Source organism: Paenisporosarcina sp., assembly GCF_057785155.1.
In genome coordinates this window covers 23,389-47,266 of the sequence record NZ_JBYNRN010000038.1, presented here as the reverse complement: position 1 = coordinate 47,266, position 23,878 = coordinate 23,389, and the positions used below count along the sequence as shown (strand labels likewise).

The following is a 23,878-nucleotide window of genomic DNA, read 5'->3' as shown; positions in this document are numbered from 1 at the left end:
TCTCGAAAAGTACAAGCAGCGTTGGCATTCGACTCAAAGAAGAAGGATTCTGATTAAAAGATGTATTGAAACAAGTAGATATTCCAGAAGCGACGTGCCATTATCACATCAAACAATTGAACAATGCAGATCCAAATCAAGAATGGAAATGGTTAAATTTCAGCCCATTTTCACAAACATGAAGGAAGGTATGGTTATCGGCGGATTTACTTAGCATTACGAGCGCAAGGTTATGTCATTAACCATAAAAAAGTACAACGATTTATGGGGGAACTGAATTTAAAGTGTGTGAAGTTCAAACGTAAATCTCGTTATAATTCATTTACAGGGAAAGTTGGCAAAGTCGCTAAAAACCTTCTAAACCGTCGATTTACGACACCTTATCGTCTCCAGAAACTCGTAACGGATGTAACAGAGTTTAACTGTACAGACGATGAAAAGATGAAAAGCTGTATTTAAGTCCGATTCTAGACCTCTATAATGGCGAAATTATTTCTTATGGGTTTTCGAAAAGACCAACATTGGATTTTGTTTTTGCGCCACTAGATCAAGCGATTAAAATCATTGAAAAGGAAGCCACCTATCGAACAACGATTCACTCAGTCAAGGCTGGCATTACCAGCATAGTAAATGGGTGGAAATATTAAAAACGAACAAAATTTTTCAAAGCATGTTTCGAAAAGCAACGTGTGCAGACAATGCGACGATGGAAAATTTCTTTGGCTTACTAAAGCAAGAAATGTATTACGGTGAAGAATTAATGTCGTATGGAGAATTGAAGAAGAAAATTGAACATTATATCCATTACTATAATCATGTTAAACAAAAACTGGCCGGCATGAGTCCAGTAAAATACCGAACTCATGCCAACCAATCAGCTGCATAAATAAAACTATAACTTTAAGGTTCTTTTTATTTTGTTCTTGTTAAACTAAACCTGTTAGTTTAAGTTAAACCCCCACGACCTCTTTTTTAGTTTTGCAGCGAAAGAGAGCTTGGATTACCAAGCTCTCTTTCGCTATTTACAACTGTCACAAAGGAGCTCTTAGAAATAACTTCTGTAATGATACAGCATTGCTACGAGTGATATGATGGTGTATGCCAAAGATGTGAAAAAAGCAATATTAGGTGAAAACTCAACCTTTTGACTTTCCATTCTAATGCCCGTAGAACCTTGAACGGTCATATCTAAGTGTCGAGAACTAAAACCACCCTTAGAAGTAAAAAACCAAATAATAGCGGTAGCTGCCAATCCAATGAAAAATGAGGAGTCAAGTAATTTTGTTTGGGTGTAATATGTTAAACCGAAATTCAAACCTAATAAAAATAATAAAGTTATAACGATGGTTATTAATCGTCGTTTCATATTTTCTTATCCCCCTTATCCACTCTTTCCATCCACTATGTAGGTATCAGTGCATCCCAATCATTTTCCACAGTCCTACGTACTTGAATTTTACAAGAAGTTAATGTTTATATTCCAAAGTCAGTAAAAAATATGAAAACTATGTAGAAGGAACTGCGTAATTTGGACTCTGTTGAGAAATAGCGGAATTAGTCATTACATATATATCAGTACATATTTTGGATAACAATGCTAAGTCATGAGAAACAATAATTATTATTGCATTTCTTGATTTTGATTTAATTAAATTTTCTAATAAATTCAAAGAATTTTTATCTAAACTATTGGTAGGCTCATCAATAAGATAAATTGGTGAATTTGAATAAAATAATCGATAAAGAGCCAACCTTTGCCACTGACCACCAGACAGCTGCCTACTCTCTTCATACCAATCACCTAATCTGGTCTCATCATTGAAATTGTTTTTAAACACAAAAGAATCTGGATCAATATTATATATAAATTCCAATATATCATTACCTTTGGCTTTTAATTTTTCCACATTTGACAATCCTACATTTTCACTTAGTGTGAATTCATATCTAGAAGGATTTTGCTGTAAGGTCTGACACAGTTTAATTCTTTGATTATCTGGGATAGAGGCAGAGGGAATATTGTTAAAGTATAATTCTCCAGATGTTAATTTCTTTAGTCCTTGAATTATATCTATTAAAGTGGATTTTCCAATCCCATTTTGCCCCGTTATACCCACAATAGAACCAGTAGAAAACTCAAAATTCAAATTCTTGAATATTTCAACTCCATTTATACTGTATGAAAGATTATACGCTGTCAAACTGATTGGTATTTCAATATTATTTTCATGTTCATATATGAGACATTTTTCTTTAGATTGTTCTACTTCTAAAAATTCTCTTAGATTATCAACATATAACCAATCACTATGAAAGCCGCCAAATGTAACAATAAATGACTGAACCCTTTGAAAAACAATTCCAAGTGATTGTAAAATGGACATTAAAGTACCAATTAATAATTGGCCTTGCAATGCCATAATTATAGTCTTGTATTGAGCAAGTCCAATAGCAAAAACACCTAATAAGGATGTGAAGACATTAACAATTGTTTCTTTTTGCGACAAAGATTTTTTGGGTTTAAATATTTTTCCAAACATTTCTAAGTGCTTTTCCATTAGATATTTCATTGAAGAATACTGAACAATTTCTTTTAGAAAACTTGGTGTGGTAGATATATACGTCAAATAAAATTGTTCTCTATTAAATTTATTAAGTTTCTGTGATAAAGAAAAATTTTTATTGTTAAAATAATATTGTGCTATACCTTTAAACTTTTTTCCATTTCTAACATATTTACTTAATATTTTATAATAATTAAGTTTTGTTATAAAATAATTTATAATGAATATTTAGATTTATCTAATTAGTAGAGGGAGTATGAGGATATGAATATCGCTAATAAAGTTTTATTTTTATTTTGTGTGCTGCTATTAATAATTGTTTTATCTGCCTGTAAGCAAACTGAACAATCTCACAAAAATAAAATTATGGAAAATGAACATTTACAAAATGAGCAACAAAATATATCCTATTCTTTTAAAAACCCCAATACAGGCCAAGAATTTAATGTAATTCATGCTTATATGCTATATGAAAACTATTTTGAAACTGTAAACGATAATCCAAATGAATCACCACACCAATTATATCAACAGGTGATTATCGATCCTATATATGATGCGTGTTTTAAAGGTGCGGAATATGATAATTTTAGTGTATTTGAATGGACACCGGCAGAAAGTGATTTTAATAATATTAAGGATCAAATTGAATCATTGGATAAAGATCATATGAATAATTTATTTGAGGAATCCCTTGTTAAATCTTCAGACATACTTTCCTCAGATAAAAAAACAACAGTATGTGTGTTTCCTGAAAATGAAAGATTTCCTTCTGACATGATGACATTGGGAACAGGGAAAATTACGGTCTTTCTCAGTGAGCTTAATAATTATTTTAAATTGAGTGAACTCGATAATTATACTAAATCAGGTGTTTCGCATGAATATCATCATAGTGTTTGGACCGAAAAGCATTATTCGGATGATTATTTTATGACAGTTTTAGATTATTTAATAATGGAAGGTCAGGCCGTGATGTTTGAAACCTTAGTATATCCCGATTCAAATAGTAGTGAGTTTGTGGTGGACGAAAGCTTTAACAAAGAGTATTGGAGTAAGATTGAATCCTATCTTGAGAGTAGTCATTCCGTTGAGTTTGTAATAGGTGGCTCTAATGGTTTACCTGATTATTATGGCTATAGTGAAGGATATAAAATGATTAGATCTTACTTAAACTTGCATCCCGATATGACAGTAGAAGAATGGACATCCAAAAGTCCACAGGAAATATTTGAAGAAGGAAACTACATAGCTAACTATGAGTAGTTTTCTTAATCAATGGTCTACAAAATATGTGTCCTTTTCTATCTTGTAGAAAAGGATTTTTTTGTTTATATTCATGAAACTCTTCTCTCACTAAACTTCTGCGTTAGTTGAATAAGAATTTTTCATATTTAATTTTTACATAAATATCCATTTTTTGATAATTCGTTACACAAAGATAACTCTTCTCTTAAATCCATCAGAAGACCAGTAATCTAAGTTCAATAATCTTTTCAAAGCCTTGAAGTTTTCAGCATTAGAATATTGATCGTAGTGGTTATAACAAATAATAAACACCTCTTGAAAAGTTTCCTGAGCAGTTCCCTAATCTTTTAAATAACTGTAGGCAACCCTGATCATTTTATCTCCATATTCATTCATAATGTCTTCTAACCAAGTTTCTTGTAAATCATCATAAGTTTCTTTTTTTATTGCAATAAACTCCATTTTCCCACCCCATTTAAGTATCACTAAAACGAATGAGGTGCTTTTTACGTTTCAAATTGAAAAAATAAAATTTAAAAAGAACGATGATCTCTTACATTGGGTCAACGTCTTCTCAACAAAAAATTTAAGTTTTCCTTTGTTGAATCCTTCATTTTTATGAAGATAAATCATTAGCTTATACCTTTAGTTCTTAGTTCCTTCTTCAATTAAACTGCTGCGTTAGTTTAAGTGAAATCCTTCACATACGATAATTTTATTTTAACATAAATATCCAAATCTTCTCTTGAATTATTTAGGTATGGACTGTTAATTATAAATGGGAGATGTAACAAAACCCGTCCTTTTCTGAACACGACACTACGGGGTCTCAAAGATATCAATTTTATTCTATTGTTTGTATCAAAACTCTGCCCATTATTCTATGTTCAATAACCTTATTCCTTTAGTCTTATGTTACAATCAATTTAGGATTAAATTGGAAATGGGGAATGAATGTGTTAATTGGATATGCTCGTGTCTCAACAGGTTTACAAAACTTGGATTTGCAAACAGATGCACTGACTCAATATGGATGTACAAAGATTTTTCACGATAAGATGAGTGGATCGAAAAAACAACGGCCTGGATTGGAAGAAGCTCTCCAATATGCACGTCAAGGGGATACCATCGTTGTATGGAGATTGGATCGTCTGGGCCGTAACATGCAGGACTTAATTGACCTAGTCAACAACTTGAATGATCAAAACATTGGGTTTCACAGTCTTCAAGAGAATATAACAATGGATCGGAGTAATGCTACCGGCCAACTAATGTTTCATCTCTTTGCAGCATTTGCTGAGTTTGAACGAAATCTGATTCAAGAACGCTCTGCTGCAGGACGAGTGGCGGCGAAAGCAAGGGGGCGTCTTGGCGGACGTCCAGAGAAATATGGAGATAAAGATATTGAAATGATGAAGGCTCTTATTGAGGGAGGCACACCAATCAAAGATGTGGCAGAAAGATGGGGAGTTTCTCGAACAACAATTTATCGCTATTTAGAACGTAAGTAATCTGATTAGATATGGAGTAAGGAATTACAAAAACCATACAGTATATTATATATAGAAGAAACTCACTTCAGAATAAATGAATTCCCTAGTGTATTCTTCTTTTAATTGGTATTACTCTGGGGGGCAGTATTATTTGCATTACTTTATTTTAGAGTTTATATCGGAATATTTCAAAGTCTTATTCAGGGGTGACTTAAATGTTTGTATCAGAAAAATTTTATAACGGAGATACTAAAATTGCATACCTAGATACTATTCCAAATCTAAAGACTCGTAAAATTACTGCATTTCCCTTTATGAAGGCGAAAAATATAGAAGAAGTCTTAGGTAAAGATATGTTCGAAATGAATTTAGATGAACTTGGATTGGTTATAGAAGATTTGTCAGTCTCAACGCATGACTCTGCATACATTAGTACGATAAAATTTAAAAATTATATTGATTGGGCTATAGAGCACGGATATAAAGAAAGTAGTATTAATCCTTTATCTGGGCTAGAGAATATTAAGGAATGGTCTAATCAGTTCGTGGCAGCCGATAAACAAAATGCTTTTACTAGACAAGAGATTTTAAGTATGTGCGAGAATTTAATTAACTATGTGGATCGAGCAGTCTTGTTAGCACTTTTTGAGGGCATTAATGGTGAAGGTTTCTCTGAACTACTGAACTTAAGAACTAAATACTTGAAGGAAGAAAATGATAAATTCTTTGCTAGACTATTTGATAACAATGGAAGAGAACGGAGAATAGAGGTTTCCAAGGAATTGTTTGGTTTTCTCCATAAAACAGATATGGAAGAAGAATACATTAATAAAAATGGACTTACAGAGAAGAATCAACAAAGTACTAGTAATCTATTGGATTCCACCTATATTTTCAAGAAAACAACAAGAGGGAAACGAGAAGGTAATTTAGATGTGCATTTTGTAAATCGTAAATTTCGAATCTATAAAGAGATTTTTGGGTTAAAGTACCTGAAATCAAGAGATATTGAGGTTTCAGGCATGATGTACATGGCGAATGAGCTATTTAAAAGAGATGGACAATTCAAACAAGCTCATTTGGAAGAGATTGGAACACGATTTAATTCAGCTATGATAAGAGTTAATAAATATGATTATAGGAATACCAACTTAATAAAAAATCTAATCAAAATAAAATATAGTGAATTATATGGATACGATCTATTCGAAAAAGCTAATAATACCGATTTATAATTAGTATTTTATACGTTATTCTACTTAGTTTTATATGATTATACTGAGTGTGTAATTCCCATTACACACTCCAAAAATCACAAAAATACTATCGGTAATTTTTTTTATGATAATCGAAAATCTTCCAAGCGTACTCAAGATTATCTCTTCCTAATTCGTGTCCTTTCTTCAGACTCAGAGCTGATAAATGTAATTCATTACTGGTATCAAGACAATGGACGATATTGGTTTCTGGGTGAATCGCAAAGTATGAATCATCAAAACGAGTATGGCAATTAGGACATAATACAATCAAGTTGTTGTAGGAATCTTGTCCTTTATGTTCTTCATTAAAAGGACGAATATGATGGGCTTCTGTAATATAGCGATCCCTACTTTTTAGATTAGAATTACACAGTTGACATGTTCCCTCATACTTACTTTTAATTCTTCGTGCCATCTGAGAATCCCTAATCCGACGTCGGAGAAGAATTATGGTTGTCCGTTGATTAGTTTCTGCAGTTCCATTTAATATTTCAGTTGTCACATTGTTTTGTTTTTCATATGGCTCTCTTTTTTGACTATGCCACTTTTTCTTCCACATCATATATTCCTCATCTAATCTCGAGGTAACAATTTGGTGGAAAAATTCTTCCGGATCTATTTGATTACTTTCGTAATATTTTTTTAAAGTGTGTTTCTTAGCAGAAATCTTTTCTTTAGCGAGTCTAAGATAAGACATAGGAATACCGTGTTGAAAAAGTGTGGTTAGTCCAATATAAGGGTCTTCATCGTAGAGGTTTTCAAAATCTTCATAGGATAAACTTAATTTTTCAATCCTAGCTAAACGATATTCTTGCATTGCTGTATACACTTTTTCAAATTTTTCAAAAGGACTAGACTTACTTAAAGGTTGATTATAATATTGCTCCATATATATTACATATTCTTCTTCAGTTCTAAGTAGATATTCAAGAATAGTATGTTGCCATTTTGGCAATTGATTTAATAAAGGAATTAATTTTTCTTCCACTACAAAACCTCCAAGTACAAAAGAAAGTTTAATTATTAAATTATAAATCCATTATTTCTTCACAAATACTTATCTAGTGTCGAATTCTGGACCTATAAGTAAGGCATCATCAACGTCTATACTATTTGAAAAATCTGGATATTCTTCATATAATTCATTTTTTAATAGCCTTCCATTTTTATGTTTTTGAACTCCGCCCCACTGTTTGAAAAAGAATGCTACACCTTCAGCTTTACATTGTACTTTAATTTCCCATGCCCACTCTTCTTCCATTGGTCGAGCTTTTGGACCTGATTCTCCTCCAACGATTACCCAATGTATTCCTTGAAGATTCATATTAGTTAATGGCCCCAGTAATGGCTCACACGACAAAAACCTCACATTGGCGGGTACATTTCTTAAGTCATTAATTCGGTTAAATACAGTGCTATTTTCCACACTAACTCCCATCCAAATGTTTGGGCTCCAATGAAGTTCATGTGCCAGTTCAGACAACCTTGAAGAGCGTTTTGTTAAAATTTGGTACGTATGTTGAGGTGTATTATTCATTGTATTAAACACCTTTTTAATGAAATCCAATGGTACTTCTTCATGAAATAAATCAGACATCGAATTAACAAAAACTTTTCTAGGTTTGCTCCACTTATATGGAGCTTCTATTAAATCAGACTGCAACGTCACGTTAAAACCGTTTGTGTATCGTGGACTTCCCATCGCTGTTAATCGTTTTGCCATTCTTTCAGCGTAGCAATGCTTGCATCCTTGAGACACTTTGCTACAACCGGTTACTGGGTTCCAAGTAGCTTCAGTCCATTCAATTGATGAAGATCCAGACATGTGAACGCCTCCTTTATTGCATTGTATAGTTAAAAAAGCATTTTGCATAGAAAAAAGAACACGTGTTCCCTTTTTACTTAAAAGTTATAATACACTCGTTTGCAAAAGTTCCTTTATTTCTTTTTTTATTAAATGGCTTTATCACTTCAGTCATATAACCACCATTTTCCAGAAGCTTTAATGCACCCTTCATATAATTTTCAACCGGGTAAATTGTTTGAGTAATCACGAAACTCTCAATATCAGGCACGGTGACTTTAAGAGATTTAAATTCACTTAGTATTTGGTCGGCTAGACTTTGAATTAGTTCTGTTTCTGCTGCCTCCTTAACAAACTCAAACTCAATTTGTGTGGATTCTTTTCGATCATCAAACATGTATAAGCCTGTATCATCAACTTTCCACATAGCCTTCTTCATAGCCTTTAATCCTTTTTCATTTCTTGTTCCATAGAAAAGTATAAGTTTTGTTCTTCCATTTTTTTTAATTTCAAACGTAAAAACAAATTTAACATCCGTATTTTCTAGTAATTGACGTGAATAGAAATCAACAATTAGTTGTTTCCTTTCCAATGGAGGTTTGTCTGAAACTAACTTTTGTAAAGTATCTATGTCCTCAGTTCCAAAATGCTTGCGCATATGCTCTTGGATTTTCTTGTTCTTTGCAGTCAAAAATCTATTCGTTTCTTCATAAATGAAGTTAATAAAAATTTCAGATTTACTATTATCCAAATACTTACTTATAATAGAAAAAGGTGTATCTTTAAATCCAAATGGATCAATAAAACAAAAGCTAGGCATCAACGTTTGCCCTTTTTCAATGCCTTGAAGAACGCTCGTCATTGTTTCATTAAAGGAACTATTAACACACGCAACCTGGATTGTAGGATGAGCAGGAATCGACTCAAAGCCATTTTTATCTGATAAATCTAAAGAAGTCAAAGTGTTAATATTTTTTATCAACTTTCTATAGTTACTTTCATCTGCTTCTATTAATAATATAAATATTTTTGGAGCATCCCACTTGTGATGTATGCATTGCTCACAAAACTGAACTACTTTTTTTATAAGTCTAATTGAAGACCCATCTTCTCCATTGTCATAATCACCAGATCCAGCAAAACCATCAATTACCAACGCACTTTGACCATAAGGACCCAACGTGACTTTTCTCATCCATTCGACAATATAATTGTCTAATATTCTTAACTTAGCATCACTATGTTGCTGTAATTCCGCAAAAAAACTTGTCGTTGTCATACTTACCCCCATAAATTTACTCAGAGTTTTTTAAACTAATAATTGTAAATATAACATTTTAATGGAAAGATGAAATAGATTCGACATTATTAGACACGAGAAAAACCGAGAAAAGTGCGCTCAGTCCTTTTGTTTATTTACCTCGTTTAAATTTGCTCTCCGCACTGTTTACATTCATACATCAGGTGAACAGTCAGATTTCCATCTAGAATAACTTGCCACTCCGCAAGAAAATCCCATACTTTTTGACCCGAATGTAACGTTTTCCTATAAGTGTTACATTCGATTAAAGGAAAAACACGTTAAAACTAACTTTAATACGGTTGCTACATAAGAACTCACTTCAAAACTTACTAGTTAAGACAATCCGGTCATGTCTTAACAAATAACAGTCGTCACTCGTGAACATTCGATATAGTCATTCGTTCAATACCAATCACAACCATCCCTCTATTCTTAGAATTGATGATGTGGAAATAATATAGGTTGATTAATAAAAAGTTCTATTAACATTGGTGTAAATAATTTCAAATTTTTATATAAATCTCCTTGTTATTGTAATTTTATTAATTTATAATAAATTCTGAAAGTTTAAATAACTTTCAGAAAGGGGAATTGTTAATGAAGATTAGTAGTAAGTTATCTTTAGCTCTTTTAATGATGATTGTTATTTTCATGGGAATTAACACTAATGAAATTTATGCTGCAGAAAAAGAGGCCAAAGCAGAAACAGTAGATGTCGTGAAGCTAAAAAAAGAGCTTGTAGAAAAGCATAAAAACAAAGATAAAAAATACAATATAAACGAACTTAAGGACAGAACTAAATTCGTAGAATCAGAGATTCATAGAATGTATCAAGAAGGACTTTCTGAAGATGAAATTAATCAGAGAACAAATGAATTAGGATTATATAAATTAGATATACCTGAAGAAGAGCCTACGTTTAGTATCAACAGTAGTAGATCTAATGTTACTATTTCTAAGCCAAGTATTTATTATGACTCATTTTCTAGTCAATGGTTTGTATCAGCAAACGGAAATTGGTTGAATGAAGGTTGGAAAGACGATGTTCCTCCTTGTTGTTATCCGACAAATATTGGTTATGATGATGCCTTTGGCATAACTTACTACAATACAAGTGGTACTTATGCAACTGTTGTTAAGAGCTCTTCATTTGTAGCAAGAAGTAGTAGAGGTTGGACGGAAAGTTCTTCATATCCATCAGATGGTAATGGGAAAATTGGTGTAGCATTTCAATACCAGGATAAAGTGAGATTATACCAGACGTGTTGTAATGCTTTAGAGTATTTAGGAGAGAGTTTTTCGGTAGTTATGACGTATGACAGTGGATTTTCTAAATTTAATGGTTATGCAAGGACTTTTTATACGCACACGTGGTCTAATTCCGATATCAGTGGTATTACATTTGGAGTTGGAAAAGGTAGTTACAATGTAGAAGTCAGGTTATCAGATACAAGTAAAGGATGGACAATTTATTCAACTGGCGACACCGCATTCTAAGGAAAGAAGGATTTAATATGAAAGGGTACCCAGTATCTATTGTTGTGCTTGGAGTTTGCATGGTGTTATCTGCCTGGATTCTTTCAAATGCAATTACAAATTCAAAAACAGATAATCCAAGGACAGTTAACATTAGTGAAAACGTTGTGAGTGAGTATGAACTAATTATCACTGACGGTTGGCTATATCTTTATGATAACACCAATGGACAAGTTTTTAGAAAGTTGGTTGATGACGATCCTAGTTCTTCCTGGGAAACGTTAAAACAACCTTAATTTTTCAAGTTAAAGTGATCAGTTTTGCTTACCAGAGCAAATTCTGGTCACTTTAATGTTGTAATAACCTATCAGTCTATTAGTTGGGCTCGAAGCCCAAAGTAGATCGACCTTCTTCTCCTATCCTTGGTGGTATAACTCTGGTTTTGCGTTACATGGATGGCTAACAGGGGCTTAGTTGAAGATTCGACTTCCGAAAAAAATTGACTCGCTAAATCTTAAACCAATCTTAATTTAAAGGTCCCCCTGCTATTTGTTATGTCCAAATTACACTGCCCCCTAAAATTGATTCCCCTCTTCTTACAAACCATAACCAGATTAATTTATCTCGCTGTCAGGTATTAATAATACGAATGTAACGTTTTCCTACAAGTGTTACATTCATCTGTTCACAAATAGACACGCATCCCCCATCGTCTTCTATCAGATCCAAACAAGCAACCAGTCGATTTCCCTTTATCTCTTCCAGTTTATAGGCTATCGTTATATCATAATGAATCAGGAGTTCTATACGTAGCTAGGAGGAGAAGCGAGGATGACTGCTCTACGACATTCAACCGTCCAGCCGATTCGAAGTAAAGATAAAATAGAAGAAATCAAACAGCTATTAAAACAACAATCACTCCGGGATTATTTTCTGTTCGTAATGGGGATTAACTGCGGATTACGGATTAGCGATATGCTTCAACTGAGGGTTCAAGACGTGGCAGGAAAAGAACATCTGCGACTTCGAGAAGGCAAAACAGACAAATTCAAGAAATTCCGACTAAATGCGTCACTACAAAACGAAATCGCTAGGTATGTAGCTGGCAGGTACGATGACGACTACCTGTTTCCTTCCAGAAAAGGAATCCAGCCCATCACTCGAATTCAGGCGTATCGCATTCTTTCAAAAGCCGCTAAACAAGTAGGCGTAGAAGAGATTGGGACCCATACGCTGCGAAAAACCTTTGGTTATCATTTCTATAAAAAAACGAATGACGTGGCCATGTTGCAGGATATTTTCAATCACTCTGCTCCGGTTGTTACTAAGCGTTATATCGGGATATCACAGGACGAAATAGACCAAGCAATTGATGAGTTTAGTCTCTAAGGAATGGAATGACCCACTTCTGAAGCTGTAAATTATCATAAATAGAGAGGAAGGTGCAAGTATATGAAAGTGAAATATAAAGAAGGTTCGCTTCTGAGCGTCACGAATTTCACCTTTAAGGAAGAGGATTATGTAACGATTGTTGTTCGTTATTGGGTTAAAAAAGACGATGACGAGGATGATGTTTATTATCACGGTTTCATCACAGAGTTTGATGAAGAACGTAAAGGATTCTGGGCACGATTAGATGATGGCACCGATAAAGAAGAGTTCTTCAGTTTCTGTGATCTTGAAGCTGTCATTCCTGGGGATCGTATCCCTTTTTTAGCCGGGACAACAAAAAGGATTTGAGTTTATGACTACGAAAATTAGTCATATCAAATCCTGTGGATCCCCACGGCTATTTTTCCGAAACAAACACTGTCCAAAATTGATATGATATACCGCATGGACCTGAGTTGACATAAACATTGATTAGAACGTATTCAAATTACTTCAGTACTAACCAAGAGCCATCTACCTTGTAAAGGTAGATGGCTCTTATAAAAACTCACTATATTTAGTGTTTATTTCCAATAATAAACACTTCTTTTTCAAGTTGAATAACTTTATGTGTTAGAAACTTCATTTCTGATTTGCCTGTATCATCTAATGCTATTAGTTGTTTTGTGGTTTCTTCAAATTGCCCGCCGATCCCATCAAGTTTTTCATCAATTCCAGCAAGACGTAATTCTACTTGATTAAGTCTTTCATCAATTCCATCAAGTCTTTGATTAACTTTTGAAAATCCTTGGTCCATGCGTTCATTCATTTGTTCCATACGGTCATTCATATGTTTTAGCATTTCCAAAACTTGGTTTTCCATCTGTATCACTCCTGTTTTTTTAAGTATACAGGATGTCTAATCTTTCAGCACCTCATAATTTTATCCAAGCTATAACTAAATGCTGAGTTGAATTTTAGCCTCTATAAAATGTCCAATCTGTTAGGATTTAGACAACAAAAAAGGCAGTCTTTGACGTTTTTCTAACCTTCAATTACCCCTTCTAAATATAAGAACAATTAGAGATTATAATTTATATCTATTCTTAATCATTTTGGCAACTACTTGGGCACTTAATTCTGTATTATTTATTTTAAAATAATTTTCCTTTTCAATTTCTTCTTCTTCCGAATTTAATCTAAATGTGTCCATCGTGTTCAATAGATTTTGTTCGGATTGTTTTAAATCTCTTTTAGTCGGCTTTTGTTCAAGCCTATTCGGTGTTTTATTTCGTTTAAGCCTTTCTTCTACACCAGCCTCTAATTCAACGAAATATATTTCAGCACCGTGAGAACTGAATATGTTACATACTTTGTCAACGAATTCCCAATCTTCTTTTTGGTCCAACGCCCAAACATATGTGAAAATCATTCCATAATGATCACTTTTGGCAAACGAATTAAAAATCTCTTCTCGAAATAAAGTTGATAATCTGAACATTTCTGAACTAAAACCGAAAAATGGTTCAAGCAACTCAATTGTCATATGATTATGGAATAGTTTTAAATCAGTTATCTTTGATAATTCTTGTCCTACTGTCATTTTCCCGACAGCTTGGGGTCCAAACAATAAAACAAATTTCATTATCTTTCACTCCTATTTTTTCTAAAAAGTCTATTCCTAATCTGAAAAATGTTAATTCTAATGGCTTAATTATTTTTATTAAAGAGTAAGCACGTACTGTATAACCTCATACCGAAAGATTCGATTCATTATTCAATAGTAAGCTGCCATGTCGGGCAACACCCATTATTAATTTAGTTGTGGTCTAACCCACAACTTAGAGAAGTCGACATATCCAAAGTGCTTAATATTAATGTTCATCAAATCTACTGAGAATGGAATTTGACGTTTTTCATAATATAGTGGAATCATCGTTGAAGTTTCCAATAAAGCTTTTTCTACTTTTAAATTTAAAGCAGTCCATTCATGAAAGGGCGTATGAGTGTACTCATTAAGGTAATTAGTTAATTTTCTATCTTTCTTTATGATATTGGCTAAAGGAGAATATCCATTCTTCAAAAAATGATAAAAGGAAAAGTTTTGATTCATTTCGAAAACTTCCCCATGAATAAATAAGTCTACTTGTTGGTTCTCTTCACTATTGGTTACAGTATCTTTAAATGAGATCCGTTTAATTTCAACGGGGACACCCTCAGCATCAAATATTTCTTTAAGCCAATGGGTGGTTTGTTCCGTGTAATTCACGAGCTTCATGATGAGAGTTCCAGTGAAATGAGGACGCTTTACTTTAGGTACTGTATAGCTGTGATCTTGACCAATTAGACAACTTTTATTGTTTGGCATTGCGCGAGAGTGCACGCTCCCAATATCATGTCGGTGCTTTGAAATAATGTAATGCAAGTATTCTCTCACTTCTTTTCGTTGAATGTCAGACTTACGGAAAGTATTCATGATAACGACTCCAAAACCTGAATCACTCTCGATTTCAACTGTATCTTTTCCTTTCTTCTGTGTTGAAGAGCGGTAAACGATATCGAAATCTTTAGGCACTTGCACAAATTCCACTTCATCGAGTAACGGTCTTTCTTGAAAATAATCTTTAAAAGCAGTTAAAGTCGTTTTTAACTCATGGTTATTTTCAGCATAAAACGCACCTGTTCCAAACACTTGACCTTTATTTTCTTTGTAAATACTAGAGTTAATCGTTCCTAGCATTTGCAGACAATAACTACAACCGGTTGGAAAATAAATATCAAGAATTAAAGGAGCAACAACCTTTATCTCCTTTACCGGTTCCCATAGATCTTGAAAATGAACATCTCTTCTCAATTTCTCTAAACAAACCACTACATCTTCAGCGATTAAAATCGAGCCGTCATGAAATTTAACGTCTTTCTTTAAGTACAGCCTTAGCTTTGTCGAGCATTCATCCCAACTATGTGCTAGTTCTGGATATATCACACCTTTTTCATCGACTGTAACTAATCGATTAAATACATTAACAACCATATTCGCGCTATGAATTTCTCCTGCTTTTAACGGGTGCATGGTTAGTAAAGGATAACGTCTAGGAATAATTAATTTGTCTATCTCATTCGCTTTTTGAATATAACCTAGTTTTGATCGAAACTTATTCATTAGACGAAGTTTACTATCCGTTGACCAGTCGAATAAAAGATATTTACTACTTATTTCAACAGATTCATCCTCAATTATCTTCATTAGCTGTTCTTCATAGATTTCTTCTACATCTTTCAACCATTTCAGCTTAGAAACATTTCCACGCCCTTTTCCAGGTGTAAAAATTAGCCATCCTTGAGTAGACCATTTCTGCATATTTCGGGCTGTTTGTTTTTGGCTTAATTGAAGGACTTCTGCGATTTCCTCTTGTTTTATGTGACCTGACGATACAGTGTTCCATAATGTTAAAAGATGCGGATCCATCATAACCTCCTCTTACATAAGTGGACATTTATAGATTAAATGTCTATTTTTAGATACTCTAGTCTAGTTTAATATACAAATGACAGAGGAGGTATGCAACATGAATTGGAAAGACTATCCACAAAATATTAAGGTTCGTTTAATTACATCTTTTTTTAACAGGGCAGTATCTTCTGCAGTGATGCCATTTATGGCATTATTTTTTGCTCAAGAAATGAGTAAGTTGTGGGCTGGACTGTTTTTGGTATTCACCGTTATCATTAGTTTTTTTATAAATCTAATTGGCGGGTATATATCCGACCGATTCCCGCGAAAAGTTGTTTTAGTAACAACCTCTGCTTTAAGTGCAGTTATGTTTTTATTGATGGCGATTAGCTTACTTCCTTTAAATAATGTGATTTGGCTTTTTGCCATGGCTTATGTAGCCTTTGTCATTACAAGTAGTTTAGGACGCCCTGCCATGCATGCCATTATTATCGACTCCACCACACCTGAGAATCGAAAGGCTGTTTATGCTGTTGATTATTGGTTAGTGAATTTATCTATGGCTATTGGTGCTGCATTAGGTGGCTTGTTATATGTAAATCATCAAATTGAATTATTTATTGTACTAACAATTACATCTGCGACTCTCCCGATTGCTTATCAAATCTGGCTGATCGATGAACATACGAATCGTTTAGAAAAGCAACACCAAAATGTGTTTATGGATTTAATTCAAAATTATAAGGTGGCTTTTCAAGATCGACCATTCGTCAAAGTGGTGATAGGGTCAATGTTCATTTTTGCTGCGGAATTCTCGTTAAACAGTTATATAGGCGTTCGACTTGCAGAAACATTCAAGTCCGTCACTATTGGTGAGTTTGAAATAGGTGGAGTGCGCATGTTAAGCATTCTAAATATCGAAAATATGTTACTCGTCGTGTGCTTAACGTTTTTTATTACTAAATTTACCGACCGATTCAGCAAACAAAAAATGTTGTTAATTGGACTCATTATTTATGGGATTGGTTATGTAACAATTACTTCCGCAAATTCATGGTATGTGCTTGTTATCTTTGGTTTCATCGCAACGATAGGTGAGCTAATTTATTCACCTATTCGAAATGCTGAGGAAGCGAATATGATGCCGGCTGATAAAAGAGGGTCCTATTCGGCATTTTCTAATTTATCATTCTCTGGCGCTGACTTAATTGCGAGATCCACCATCATAATAGGCGCATTCTTAGTCCCAACGATGATGTCTGTATATATTGGAATCATCTTGATGATTGGTATTTTCTTTATCTACACGGGGTTATTTGTGAAGGGCTCTATTCCTATAAAAAATAGAAAAGCTATTTTAACGACAACCATGAAAATGTTTAGTAAATAGTCAAACTCCTGTCCCTGCAAATATTACCCAAGGTTTGCGTAGGTACAGTTCAGACAATCCATTGAGCACAGAAAAAGACGATTTAACCCTTGTTTGGGCTAAATCGTCTTTTAAAATTTAGTATGTACGAACTGGAAAAATTAGCTGTAAAACATCATGCCCCTACTGCTTTTAAGGTACTGATCATATTTTTCGCACTGAAGGAAGTTTTCAACTTTTCCCCTTCAATCAATGTGGTTTGAATTTCTTCTTCCACTTTACCAATCACTGATGAGCTAGATGTTATTCAACGATGTTGCCCTTCTAGTGATGGAATCAAAGGCTTTTTGGGCATTAATAATTAACAAAACTTTAGTCATTATTAAGCACTAATCGGACATGATCCTTTTGGTTTTGGCCTTTTTACAAGTTCCCCATTACAATTCGGACAAATATTAAACATGTTTATTGTACAGTCCTGACAAAAAGTACATTCGTGAACGCAAATATAAGCCTCTGCTTCCACATTTTCTAGACATTTCTCACATTTATTTTTCATTGCTAATCCCATTAAAATTCCTCCTTATTTGAACTCACTTTATCTTATTTGAAGTAGTGATAAGAACACATGCTTTTTTTAAGGGATATTGACTAGTATGGTTAAATAGATAAGGAAATACTTGTATTTTACATAACATTTGAAGGTGATAAAAATTGGATAGCATTAACCGTAGAATAATCGACATCTTACAACTCGAAGGCAGGATATCTATGACAGAATTAGGGAGTAAAATTTCATTGTCTGTTCCTGCTGTAACGGAAAGGGTACGAAAGTTAGAGGAAAGTGGGGTAATAGAAGGATATAGAGCTGATATCAATTCAAGTAAGATAAACAAATCAGTTAAAGCATTTGTATTAGTGAAAACTCATCGCTGTAAAGTATTTAGAGAATTCTGCAAGGAAAATCCTTTAGTTATTGAATGCCATCGATTAACGGGTGAGTATAGTTATCTAGTGAAGGTGATTACAGAAACGAACGAGTTATTGGAAGAGTTCATTAATCTAACCATGGAGTACGGAGAACCTTACACCATGATGAACCTTTCCTCTCCAGTTCCTAACAAAATGATTTAACTGCTAAGTGCGAGTCCGTACTAGTTACTTCGGTGTGTCTAACTTCCGAGATGTGGTGTTATGTCAACCTAGGATGCATACGTGATACAATCCACTTGAGTAAGTGAATCGATTTTTTACGGAAGGATAATTTTTCCGATGCTGAAAATTCACTACAATTGGACTTGTTAGTATGGCTATAAAATTAATAAAGATTGGAGTTTAATGATGTTTAAAATAAGTACATTTCTAGTTGAATTTTGTGATGGTGAAGAGCGTTATATATCTTTAGAAGATTCTTTAAAACTAAGAGAAATTTTTGAACATCGTAAATTCACTCCAGAGTATATTCAATTGCATGTAATGATTCAGTATAATGATCAAATTGTTGTAGGAAATGGTATTCCTAGTGGGTTAGATTTATGGGAACAAACTTATATACCTGCTATTGAAGGTTATTTAAACGAACGTAAGATTCAGATAATGTATGGCATTGACCCTATTACGTTGAAAATAGATTCAATAGATAATAGTTTATTGGAGTTTCGAATTATAGGTGATTGGGAACCAAAAGATATCTATGCCAAAGCCATTCTACCTCAAAAAGAATTTTTGGAAGCACTTTTAGATGGAGCAGAACAATTTTGGAAAGTCTTGCTTGAAAATAAAGTATTTGAGGAAAAGTCAATGAGAGAGTCAACACCAAGAAATTATCCAGTTCAGATGATTGAAGAAGTAAACGAATTAAGAGAACGAGTAAAGTTGTTGAACTAACTGGTGTTTTGGTTGAATAACCAGCTGCCTTTTAAGGCGCTGTTTTCATTGACATAAAGCTTCTGTTACTTCCCAATTCTGGTGTTATGTCAACCTACTGTGGTTTTACGGAAGGATCATCCAGTCGGATTAACTAACGGGGCAGTTTACTTAAACAAAAATGTTGATACTATATCCCCAAAATTACTATTTTTTCATTATACTTAATCAAGAAGGAATTAAATAAAACGCAGATGGGGTTCTCGAATGGGATTATTTTTTGAAAAAAGGGTGAAAAAGAAAAGTTCAAAACCTTTTATTATTCTAAAAATTTTACTCGTCATAATATCATTGTTCATTTTGGTAATGAGTATAATCAACGATTTTGATTACTTATTTCGTTGGTTATTCATCTTATTTGGGGTAAATTCAATTATAGATGGGATTGAAGGTTATTTTCAAAAAGAGGATAAACGGTTCTATCTTTTAGATTTCGGATTTGGGGTTTTATATCTTATTTTATCATTTCAATTTGATCGGTAATTTTTTAGTAACAGGTGTTTTTGTTGAACAATCGGCTGCCTTTACAAGGTGGCTTTTTCTAATGGAGTATATTTTAATCGTATTCCTTTACTTAGTGTCGTATAGGTTACTGAACTTAGATTGTTGAACGAGTTCTTGAACATTAATGAAAGGGTAACCCTCAGAAAACACTGTAAATATTGGGTGTTCATTAACTCCTTGATTTCTAAAAAGTAAAAGCCTGAAGCTAATTCAGGCTTTTACTGATCCATATATTCAATTAACTTCTTGATGCCTTCTTTACTAATCCAGGCTTCCCCAATTTTCACAGCTTCATTGGAGATTTTTCCTGTAATCGCACATACATACGTTTGACGATGAGGTTCAATGATGATTTGGGTATCATTAAAGGAGATGTCAATCTGATCTCCATCATTCAAGTGGAAACGGTCCAAAATGTCTTTTGGCAGCACGACTCTTCCTAGCTTGCTAATTCGTTTGGTATGCAATGAATCAACGCCTCACAATCCAATGGCTTTTTTCAAGCCTGTTATTTCTTTCTTAACCCCATTCATTTCTTGCATCGCTTTTGACACTTGCGCTAAGTCTTTACTCTCATCAATCGTTTTCTGCAGCAACGTTTGTTGTTCTACCAACGCTTTTAAATCAACGGCTACTTTCTCAGCTGTTAATACGCGATTCATCAATCCATCATTCTTGGGTGCCTGTTCGGCAACGAATGATTTAGCTTCTTCAATGTCCCCTGTTTGAAGATAGGCGGTCACAATGTGGTTTTTTCGTTCATCTGTCAACTCTACTAAATCTTTATTGGCTAGAACTTGTTCCCACTCCTTGGCAAGCACACCTTTTCCAAACTCAACATGAGGATTCGAGACCTTTAAAATTTCTTGCAGCCGATCCAATTCTTCGGGTTGATTTTGCTTCGTCATATGCTCCGTGAGTTGACTGACCGCATCCTCATCTTTTGCCAGGAACTTCTCATAAGCCCCATGTTTCATCCAGAGTTGGTGCAACAATTCCGTCTCGTCTTGATTTAGACTTTTATACTCTTTTGCTTCCAATTCCTTCAGTACACCCTCGGTATCGCCTAACAATCCATCCACATAAACTTGCTCTATGTCTTTGGCTTCTCTCGGTGAGGAGGATTGTCCATCTGTATTCTCGGCATTCTTGGTAGCGTTTGTTAAGATGACGTTCAACAAAAGTGCTCCCACTAAGATAATAGCAGTACCCACCAGAAAACGAATGTTGTTTTCTTTCTTATTTAACGGCTTCTTTGCTTTCTTAGCAACCATTGAATCCGGACGTATTTGAGGCTGCTTCGTCGATTTTTGCGGAAGAAGTTGTATCGGAATCCGTTTAGGAATGGAAAAGCGTTTTTTATTTGCTAATCGTTCCGCCAGTTCGTCTTGTTCTTGTTGTTTTCGCACCTGTACCTCATCGTACAACGATTGAATGTAAGATGCCATATGGTCCAGCGAGTCCAAGCGTAAGTAAATCATTTCAGCAAATTGGATGACTTCTTCATTCTGTTCAAAAAAATCACTACGTTTAGGACGACCATATACATGTTGCAAGTTTGTCAGCGAGATAATAATCAATTCTTTGACTGCATTAATGCGAGACTTCGTATTTTCAATATCAAAAGCTTTATGTTCAATGACGAGTGCTTTTACAGTTACTTCCTCATGATCAATGACCAGGTTCTCGGTCTCCCATAAGACCTGGACTTGTTTGTCTTTCGCCAATTGAATTAACGAAAGATAATAGGGCAGTTTATCCTCCAAGTACATGGTCTTTAATACATTAAATGATTGAAGACCAGTTACCTGATACGAGTAACAAACTTGTCCGGATTGAAAGGTAATGTCTTTTGCCGGTAGAAAAGATGCAGCATGCTGCAGTGATTGCATTTTTTCTTTATACCAGCTCTGGATTTCGTTCATTTCCTGTGTATTAAACGTCAACAGTGGTTGTAAATAGGAAATGGTATTCCCTTCAACTTCAAATGTCCCAACACGATTCGCAATTGTTCGAATAACCATCTCTTTTCATTCCTTTCATTTCCCTGTTACTTAAGTTATTGAAGTTCAGGATAATTGGATAGTAGTTCTTTAACTTCCTGTCTGAACTCATCTTGCGATGCCTTTACTTCATCTTCTGGTACCTCAGATTTTAATTCACTATATTCATCATCTAATTTTTCTAAATAGAATGCTTCTCCTGAAATAAAGGGGTTAGATGTCATTACAAGTTCACCTTTTTTTGTTTTAACAAAACGTAATTCAGAATCTTCTAATTCACGACTTTCCTCATTGAATTTACTTTTCACATTTTGAAAAATAACTTGAGAAAAACCAAATATTTTAGATGCATAAATCGAATAATTAGACTCATCGTAATTAATCTCCGGTATAGCAATACCATCATATTTACAGTTACCAAACGGACAAGCTGTTGATGCAGTAACTGCAAATGATACCGATAACTCTCCTTCATCTCCAATTATCCCGTTAGGATACTTTTCTAAAAATGGATGGAGAACAGTCTCCTTCGCTAGTTTTTGTAAGGGTGTGTTTAGTTTTCCGTCTTGATCGGGTTTAATTTCTCCACTTTCTATTGCGCTATTAGCTTTGGATTGGAACTCATTCATTCTTTCCTCTAAAAACTGAACCATCTCATTTGTTGTCTGAGCATCAACTTCTGTGAATATTTTCTTGTTTACGTTTTTTTCTTCTGTACTTTCGCTGTTACTGCAAGCCCCTAGAAGTAACAGGAGGAATGCGACTGTTCCCAATAAGACTATTTTCCTCATTTTCTTTCACTCCTTCTCATCTTCTCGCATAACGAGCTACATGTTTGACTGTCGAACCTACTGCTCTCGCAGATCCGGTGGATGCGCCAAATTGATTGAGTAACGTTGGAATCGATAATCCGACAATGAAAAATAACATGCCCATCAAAAGGTTTCCACTTTGTAGATTGATTAAAGTCTTTACGCCTAAAACAAAACACAACAATTGTAGCGTTAAAGTTAATACATTGCTCACAACGATTTTCAGCCAGAGACTAAAGAAATTGTATTGATCGTTCACAATCGTTGGTATGGCCATAACACCTGAAATATATAAAACTACAAACAATACTGTCCGATACAAGATGGAAATGAAGAAAACAAACAAAATAGCTGAAATGACTAACATTAAAATGATACCGTACCCAACTGAATTAACTGCCAATACTTGCATCACATTGTAGTGTGTAGCTGGGTTCTTTAACATCGTCTCAGTTAGGAGATGTGTCAATTCCAATATCCAATTAAACAACTCACCATATATCCCAAGCAATATCGCACCAGTTATCACGGCCACAACTTTATCATAAAGCGTGTTCATCCCTTCTTCGCCATTTGCAGAATACAGAATCACAATTTTCACAGTCTGCCAAACTAAAAAGATGGTGGTAATCGTCCACGCCAAAGATTTGAAATTCAACATATATCCTTCATATGTTGGATTTCCAGTAATAGCCGATTCATCTATCTGGAACTTTCCGAAACTATCGATTGCCGCAAAAACAAATCCACTGACTGTCGTAAACAAGAAACCATTTGTTTGGCACATGACTTCATACCATTTACAATCAAATTGATTGGTTTCATGATCGTATTTATCCAAATACAAAACATTTTCCATATAGCCTTTTGCTTTTTCAACGTCCTTTTCAGTAACATCGTCTGTGTTTCGATAACTATTTAATGTATCTTCCAAGAATTCGCCTTCCGCAGCCTCTACATCATTCATAAACATCATGGATACTACCAAGATTCCCAAACACAACAAAAGTTGTTTCATCATCTGACACCTCCATTCATGAGCGTCATCAACAATACCAACAACGGCATGCAAACAAAGAACGCAATTCGTAAGACCACGCCTTTTTTAATTTCGATTTCTTCTTGTGCATTGAGCGATTTTCCATAATCCAATTCATACTGTCGACGCGCCTGTGCGAGTTGCTTTTTAGCCAATCGATCGATGGTCTTTTCAACTACTTCATTGACGGTTCGCTGCAACCTCATCATTTTTTGCAAGATGGCCATATCTGTTCACGTCCTTTGTGTCCGGT

At 34.3% G+C, this 23,878-nt stretch carries 27 protein-coding genes and 1 pseudogene; 12 read left to right on the top strand and 16 right to left on the bottom strand.

What is annotated here, in order from left to right; genetic code table 11:
* Window positions 1-156 precede the first annotated feature (156 nt).
* Both AC3EA5_RS14150 and AC3EA5_RS14145 read left to right on the top strand, forming a co-directional pair.
* On the top strand, window positions 157-459 hold the full coding sequence (locus AC3EA5_RS14150) for an IS3 family transposase (protein ID WP_488608941.1): 303 nt from the start codon (window positions 157-159) through the stop codon (window positions 457-459).
* Between the two features lie 175 nt (window positions 460-634).
* Window positions 635-886 carry an IS3 family transposase gene (locus AC3EA5_RS14145; protein ID WP_488608928.1) on the top strand — a complete coding sequence of 84 codons (252 nt, stop codon included), beginning with the start codon at window positions 635-637 and terminating at the stop codon, window positions 884-886.
* 159 nt (window positions 887-1,045) lie between these two features.
* On the opposite strand, the gene AC3EA5_RS14140 is transcribed toward AC3EA5_RS14145, so the two are convergent.
* Both AC3EA5_RS14140 and AC3EA5_RS14135 read right to left on the bottom strand, forming a co-directional pair.
* Window positions 1,046-1,366, bottom strand: a complete 321-nt coding sequence (locus tag AC3EA5_RS14140) for a hypothetical protein (protein ID WP_488608927.1) — start codon at window positions 1,364-1,366, stop codon at window positions 1,046-1,048.
* Window positions 1,367-1,505: 139 nt separating this feature from the next.
* The gene (locus tag AC3EA5_RS14135; protein WP_488608926.1) at window positions 1,506-2,558 is read right to left on the bottom strand and encodes an ATP-binding cassette domain-containing protein; all 1,053 of its coding nucleotides are present in this window, start codon (window positions 2,556-2,558) and stop codon (window positions 1,506-1,508) included.
* Window positions 2,559-2,828: 270 nt separating this feature from the next.
* On the opposite strand from AC3EA5_RS14135, the gene AC3EA5_RS14130 reads away from it, so the two are divergent.
* Entirely contained in the window at window positions 2,829-3,830 is a 1,002-nt protein-coding gene (locus AC3EA5_RS14130; RefSeq protein ID WP_488608925.1) for a DUF2268 domain-containing putative Zn-dependent protease, read from the top strand.
* A 321-nt stretch (window positions 3,831-4,151) separates the two neighbouring features.
* Here the strand turns inward: AC3EA5_RS14130 and AC3EA5_RS14125 are convergent, their stop codons facing one another.
* Window positions 4,152-4,274, bottom strand: coding sequence for a hypothetical protein (locus AC3EA5_RS14125; protein ID WP_488608924.1), 123 nt, complete (start codon window positions 4,272-4,274; stop codon window positions 4,152-4,154).
* A 494-nt stretch (window positions 4,275-4,768) separates the two neighbouring features.
* Between AC3EA5_RS14125 and AC3EA5_RS14120 the strand changes: the two genes are divergently transcribed.
* Together AC3EA5_RS14120 and AC3EA5_RS14115 are read left to right on the top strand one after the other, a co-directional pair.
* Complete coding sequence (locus AC3EA5_RS14120; RefSeq protein WP_488608940.1) at window positions 4,769-5,323, top strand: recombinase family protein; 555 nt, start codon at window positions 4,769-4,771, stop codon at window positions 5,321-5,323.
* A 197-nt stretch (window positions 5,324-5,520) separates the two neighbouring features.
* The gene (locus AC3EA5_RS14115) at window positions 5,521-6,540 is read left to right on the top strand and encodes a phage lytic cycle repressor MrpR family protein (protein WP_488608923.1); all 1,020 of its coding nucleotides are present in this window, start codon (window positions 5,521-5,523) and stop codon (window positions 6,538-6,540) included.
* An 88-nt stretch (window positions 6,541-6,628) separates the two neighbouring features.
* On the opposite strand, the gene AC3EA5_RS14110 is transcribed toward AC3EA5_RS14115, so the two are convergent.
* The 3 genes from AC3EA5_RS14110 to tcmP form a co-directional block, all read right to left on the bottom strand.
* Window positions 6,629-7,552 (bottom strand): HNH endonuclease, encoded by a 924-nt coding sequence (locus AC3EA5_RS14110; RefSeq protein ID WP_488608922.1) that lies wholly within the window; start codon window positions 7,550-7,552, stop codon window positions 6,629-6,631.
* Between the two features lie 69 nt (window positions 7,553-7,621).
* A complete protein-coding gene (locus tag AC3EA5_RS14105; RefSeq protein WP_488608921.1) occupies window positions 7,622-8,389 on the bottom strand; it encodes a DUF5131 family protein in 768 nt (255 codons plus the stop codon).
* 73 nt (window positions 8,390-8,462) lie between these two features.
* Window positions 8,463-9,647, bottom strand: a complete 1,185-nt coding sequence (gene tcmP, locus AC3EA5_RS14100) for a three-Cys-motif partner protein TcmP (protein ID WP_488608920.1) — start codon at window positions 9,645-9,647, stop codon at window positions 8,463-8,465.
* Between the two features lie 621 nt (window positions 9,648-10,268).
* On the opposite strand from tcmP, the gene AC3EA5_RS14095 reads away from it, so the two are divergent.
* From AC3EA5_RS14095 to AC3EA5_RS14080, 4 genes are all read left to right on the top strand, one after another.
* Entirely contained in the window at window positions 10,269-11,168 is a 900-nt protein-coding gene (locus tag AC3EA5_RS14095) for a hypothetical protein (protein ID WP_488608919.1), read from the top strand.
* Between the two features lie 17 nt (window positions 11,169-11,185).
* A complete protein-coding gene (locus AC3EA5_RS14090; RefSeq protein WP_488608918.1) occupies window positions 11,186-11,443 on the top strand; it encodes a hypothetical protein in 258 nt (85 codons plus the stop codon).
* A 535-nt stretch (window positions 11,444-11,978) separates the two neighbouring features.
* Complete coding sequence (locus AC3EA5_RS14085; protein WP_488608917.1) at window positions 11,979-12,536, top strand: site-specific integrase; 558 nt, start codon at window positions 11,979-11,981, stop codon at window positions 12,534-12,536.
* Window positions 12,537-12,599: 63 nt separating this feature from the next.
* A complete protein-coding gene (locus AC3EA5_RS14080; protein ID WP_488608916.1) occupies window positions 12,600-12,887 on the top strand; it encodes a hypothetical protein in 288 nt (95 codons plus the stop codon).
* A gap of 208 nt (window positions 12,888-13,095) precedes the next feature.
* On the opposite strand, the gene AC3EA5_RS14075 is transcribed toward AC3EA5_RS14080, so the two are convergent.
* The 3 genes from AC3EA5_RS14075 to AC3EA5_RS14065 form a co-directional block, all read right to left on the bottom strand.
* On the bottom strand, window positions 13,096-13,401 hold the full coding sequence (locus tag AC3EA5_RS14075) for a hypothetical protein (RefSeq protein ID WP_488608915.1): 306 nt from the start codon (window positions 13,399-13,401) through the stop codon (window positions 13,096-13,098).
* A gap of 204 nt (window positions 13,402-13,605) precedes the next feature.
* A complete protein-coding gene (locus AC3EA5_RS14070; protein WP_488608914.1) occupies window positions 13,606-14,163 on the bottom strand; it encodes an AAA family ATPase in 558 nt (185 codons plus the stop codon).
* A gap of 168 nt (window positions 14,164-14,331) precedes the next feature.
* Window positions 14,332-15,987 carry an ABC transporter substrate-binding protein gene (locus tag AC3EA5_RS14065; protein WP_488608913.1) on the bottom strand — a complete coding sequence of 552 codons (1,656 nt, stop codon included), beginning with the start codon at window positions 15,985-15,987 and terminating at the stop codon, window positions 14,332-14,334.
* Between the two features lie 100 nt (window positions 15,988-16,087).
* On the opposite strand from AC3EA5_RS14065, the gene AC3EA5_RS14060 reads away from it, so the two are divergent.
* Window positions 16,088-17,362 (top strand): MDR family MFS transporter, encoded by a 1,275-nt coding sequence (locus AC3EA5_RS14060; RefSeq protein ID WP_488608912.1) that lies wholly within the window; start codon window positions 16,088-16,090, stop codon window positions 17,360-17,362.
* 117 nt (window positions 17,363-17,479) lie between these two features.
* Here AC3EA5_RS14060 and AC3EA5_RS14055 read toward each other — a convergent pair.
* Both AC3EA5_RS14055 and AC3EA5_RS14050 read right to left on the bottom strand, forming a co-directional pair.
* Window positions 17,480-17,648 (bottom strand): annotated as a pseudogene (locus AC3EA5_RS14055) (DNA polymerase III subunit beta); the annotation flags it as partial.
* A 75-nt stretch (window positions 17,649-17,723) separates the two neighbouring features.
* On the bottom strand, window positions 17,724-17,912 hold the full coding sequence (locus AC3EA5_RS14050) for a DUF1272 domain-containing protein (protein WP_488608911.1): 189 nt from the start codon (window positions 17,910-17,912) through the stop codon (window positions 17,724-17,726).
* A 143-nt stretch (window positions 17,913-18,055) separates the two neighbouring features.
* Here AC3EA5_RS14050 and AC3EA5_RS14045 point away from each other — a divergent pair, with 143 nt between their 5' ends.
* Window positions 18,056-18,475 (top strand): Lrp/AsnC family transcriptional regulator, encoded by a 420-nt coding sequence (locus AC3EA5_RS14045; protein ID WP_488608910.1) that lies wholly within the window; start codon window positions 18,056-18,058, stop codon window positions 18,473-18,475.
* Between the two features lie 207 nt (window positions 18,476-18,682).
* Window positions 18,683-19,228, top strand: a complete 546-nt coding sequence (locus tag AC3EA5_RS14040) for a hypothetical protein (protein ID WP_488608909.1) — start codon at window positions 18,683-18,685, stop codon at window positions 19,226-19,228.
* 761 nt (window positions 19,229-19,989) lie between these two features.
* Here AC3EA5_RS14040 and AC3EA5_RS14035 read toward each other — a convergent pair.
* From AC3EA5_RS14035 to AC3EA5_RS14015, 5 genes are read right to left on the bottom strand one after another with little or no spacing between them, the layout of a single operon-like run.
* Window positions 19,990-20,238, bottom strand: a complete 249-nt coding sequence (locus AC3EA5_RS14035) for an AbrB/MazE/SpoVT family DNA-binding domain-containing protein (RefSeq protein ID WP_488608908.1) — start codon at window positions 20,236-20,238, stop codon at window positions 19,990-19,992.
* Between the two features lie 12 nt (window positions 20,239-20,250).
* On the bottom strand, window positions 20,251-21,795 hold the full coding sequence (locus AC3EA5_RS14030; RefSeq protein WP_488608907.1) for a hypothetical protein: 1,545 nt from the start codon (window positions 21,793-21,795) through the stop codon (window positions 20,251-20,253).
* Window positions 21,796-21,830: 35 nt separating this feature from the next.
* A complete protein-coding gene (locus tag AC3EA5_RS14025) occupies window positions 21,831-22,565 on the bottom strand; it encodes a hypothetical protein (RefSeq protein ID WP_488608906.1) in 735 nt (244 codons plus the stop codon).
* 16 nt (window positions 22,566-22,581) lie between these two features.
* The gene (locus AC3EA5_RS14020) at window positions 22,582-23,607 is read right to left on the bottom strand and encodes a conjugal transfer protein TrbL family protein (RefSeq protein WP_488608905.1); all 1,026 of its coding nucleotides are present in this window, start codon (window positions 23,605-23,607) and stop codon (window positions 22,582-22,584) included.
* Window positions 23,604-23,852, bottom strand: coding sequence for a hypothetical protein (locus AC3EA5_RS14015; protein WP_488608904.1), 249 nt, complete (start codon window positions 23,850-23,852; stop codon window positions 23,604-23,606). The genes AC3EA5_RS14020 and AC3EA5_RS14015 overlap by 4 nt, the downstream gene beginning before the upstream one ends.
* Between the last annotated feature and the right edge of the window lie 26 nt (window positions 23,853-23,878).